Below are 2,957 nucleotides of genomic sequence, written 5' to 3' on the forward strand. Positions count from 1 at the left end.
CCGGCGATTACTACGCCGTCTATGTAGACGCGTACCGAGTGGCCGTGCAGTTGTTTGAACTGGCGGTGAGGGAGAATTTTTTTATATAGAGCCCGTTTTTTGACTGATGAAGGTGGGCCTTAGGGGTAGTTTGGCTTATGGCAATAAGAAGGTTGGTATTGATATTGAGTTTGAGGCTGTGGGCGCCACGTCGCTTGTGGGTCCGAACCTCACTGGTAAATCGCTGGCTTTGTGGTGTATCTACTCGTCGGCGAGGCGTAGATTTGGCCGCGTGATAAAGCGGGAGTTGCCAGATGTGGTGTGCGAGGTGGAGCCCGGCGATTACTACGCCGTCTATGTAGACGCGTACCGAGTGGCCGTGCAGTTGTTTGAACTGGCGGTGAGGGAGAATTTTTTTATATAGAGCCCGTTTTTTGACTGATGAAGGTGGGCCTTAGGGGTAGTTTGGCTTATGGCAATAAGAAGGTTGGTATTGATATTGAGTTTGAGGCTGTGGGCGCCACGTCGCTTGTGGGTCCGAACCTCACTGGTAAATCGCTGGCTTTGTGGTGTATCTACTCGTCGGCGAGGCGTAGATTTGGCCGCGTGATAAAGCGGGAGTTGCCAGATGTGGTGTGCGAGGTGGAGCCCGGCGATTACTACGCCGTCTATGTAGACGCGTACCGAGTGGCCGTGCAGTTGTTTGAACTGGCGGTGAGGGAGAATATTGAAATGATTAGAGAGCGGGCCGCCGATATTAGAGAAATTGCGGAGGAGTCGGCTTCTCCAGAGGGGCGTGAAGCCGCCGAGAGGGCCTTCAGGGCTGTGGTAGAGCTTTTGACTGACATAAAAAGGGCTACCTACGGGGATTTCGATATTGCCCTCGGCTTAAAGCAGGCCTCGGGGGATCTCAGAGTGAGGGAGGCTGTGTCGGTAGTGGAGGAGGTGGGGAGGGCGATGGAGAGGGTTAGGGAGGAGCCCGAATTGAGGGATTTAGTGGATGACTTCTTCCCGCTGTCTCTCTACGTTACGTCTGATGGCTTCGGCTGGGTTGACAACAAGTGGGGAGCTGAGGGCTACGGATTGAGGGAGCTCAGCACTGTGTTTGCGCCTGCGTTGGTGCTCGCCGAGGCTGTCTACGCCTACGGCCTGCCCGGCTTGACATATTTCCTCGTGGAGGAGCCAGAGACCCACGCCCACCCTGTGCTGGCGTTTTTCCTGGGCAGGGTGTTGAGGAGGCTCGTGGAGAGGTCTGGCGGGAGGTTTAACGTTGTTGCCGCCACTCACAGCTTAGATTTTCTACTTGGAATAGGGCCCCCCGCCTATGTATTTGCCAGAGACGCCGAAAGGATCTATGTCAAGGGAGTGTGGAGAGGGGAGGGGAGAGTCCCTGGATTCACCGACGCAGCTGTGTACCGCGCCTTTGTGGAGGTATGAAGACTCTATGGATTGATGCAGTCGGGCTTTACCACGTCAGTGACAAATTAGGCAGGTATGACTACGGCAAATTAGTGAAATATCTGTGGGGGGCGACTATGGAGGCTAAATTAGGGCTGTTTGTGGATGGGGATGGGTTATCGGAGAAGTGTTCTAAAAGGGCCACCAAGTCACAATACATCAGAGCGTCAATAGAGTTGCTGAGGGAGACGGGGTTTAACGTTGATTGTTACTGGTACGTGCCTAGGGGCGGAGGTGGTTGTAGCTATGTGTGTATTAAGTATCACGAGGCTTATAAGGCGTTGTGTAGCTGTAGCCGCGAGGACGAGTTTATAACTGCAGTGTGCAACTGTGGCGATTTTGAAGAGAGCGTGGATCCTAAGGCAGACGGGGTCCAGGTCGTTGATTGCTTGACGCACCTCGCGTGTCCTTCCTCGGTTAAGTAAAGAGGCTTACTACTCTTTAAACGCGGTGAGGCTTGGGGGGAGCATAAACTTTTTGACATCCTAAGAAGCCGCCAGTCAGATTAAACGGTTAGGCCTGTCTTAGAGGTATCGGGACTTAGCTTTAGGCTACACTGTAGATCCGCTTCTGAGGAGTCCCCCGGCATTACTAGATCTAAGGAAAATAAACGTATTTAACATCAGCCGTTTCCACGTGATGTGTCCGGCGGCGGCTCTGGGCGGCGGCACTCGTGGGGACGGCGGCGCTTGTGGCGGTTGCCCTCTATCTCCACTACCAGGTAGCCGCGCCTCCCCTCTCCCCGAGCCGCATCAGACCCCGGCCAGCAGGCTCCCCAGGCTTTTGATACTCACGGCGGCTCTCGACAGTAGGATCCAGCGGCTTGAGGTGAAGGTAGTTAACCCAGGCCGGGAGGCCGCCCTGGCGGCGGACGTTAGGGTTGCCAACGTCAGCTGTGTCTTCCAGCCGGTGGACATCCAGCCGGGCGGGGAAAGGGTGGTCGAGGCGGTGTGCGGCCACGTGGAGGCTAAACCCGGCACTCTTCTGCCGGGCGAGCTGGCGACGTCGGAGGGGGTGCGGCACCCCTTCACCGTGCTTGTCAATGGCTCCGTCCCAGGATGAGGATGTAGCCAGCCTCCTCGGCGCGGCGGCGCAGGTACTCCGCCACATCCCCCGGCGCGGACTCGACGGCGAGGAACGCGGCGTATATCCTCCTCCCTAGGAACCTCTCGGCGGCCTCCACCGCCGCCTTCAGCTGGGCCAGGGCCTCCTCGGCGGCCTTCACGGTGAGCACCGCGGCCTTGACCTCAGCCACCACGGGCGGGTCCGGGCAGAAGACGTCCACCTCCTTGACCCCGTCGATGAGGAGGGAGGCGTGCACCGTGGGCCTGCAGTGGTACCCCCTGGCGGAGAGCCACTCCCTAATCCACTGGGCGGTGTAGAACTCCAGCGACACCCCCAGCGCCTCCTGCAACTGCTCAATGGCCGACCTCATCCACTTAAACTCTCTAAACGCCCTCTCCCACCTCTCCTCATTAACCCGCCACCTCCTCTCGTAATCCTCTAGGAACATCCGCCAC

At 57.4% G+C, this 2,957-nt stretch carries 4 protein-coding genes and 1 pseudogene; 4 read left to right on the plus strand and 1 reads right to left on the minus strand.

Annotated features, from left to right (window positions below):
• The first annotated feature begins 106 nt into the window (after positions 1-106).
• From ACP5J3_RS12445 to ACP5J3_RS12460, 4 genes are all read left to right on the plus strand, one after another.
• Complete coding sequence (locus ACP5J3_RS12445) at positions 107-403, plus strand: hypothetical protein (RefSeq protein ID WP_428495979.1); 297 nt, start codon at positions 107-109, stop codon at positions 401-403.
• Between the two features lie 17 nt (positions 404-420).
• Positions 421-1,416 carry a hypothetical protein gene (locus tag ACP5J3_RS12450; RefSeq protein ID WP_428495980.1) on the plus strand — a complete coding sequence of 332 codons (996 nt, stop codon included), beginning with the start codon at positions 421-423 and terminating at the stop codon, positions 1,414-1,416.
• The gene (locus tag ACP5J3_RS12455) at positions 1,413-1,862 is read left to right on the plus strand and encodes a hypothetical protein (RefSeq protein WP_428495981.1); all 450 of its coding nucleotides are present in this window, start codon (positions 1,413-1,415) and stop codon (positions 1,860-1,862) included. The genes ACP5J3_RS12450 and ACP5J3_RS12455 overlap by 4 nt, the downstream gene beginning before the upstream one ends.
• 211 nt (positions 1,863-2,073) lie before the next feature.
• Positions 2,074-2,499, plus strand: coding sequence for a hypothetical protein (locus ACP5J3_RS12460; protein WP_428495982.1), 426 nt, complete (start codon positions 2,074-2,076; stop codon positions 2,497-2,499).
• Here ACP5J3_RS12460 and ACP5J3_RS12465 read toward each other — a convergent pair.
• Positions 2,477-2,957: pseudogene (locus ACP5J3_RS12465) on the minus strand (hypothetical protein); the annotation flags it as partial. The gene ACP5J3_RS12460 and the pseudogene ACP5J3_RS12465 overlap by 23 nt on opposite strands.

The organism is Pyrobaculum sp. (assembly GCF_049971835.1).
Lineage (GTDB): Archaea > Thermoproteota > Thermoprotei > Thermoproteales > Thermoproteaceae > Pyrobaculum.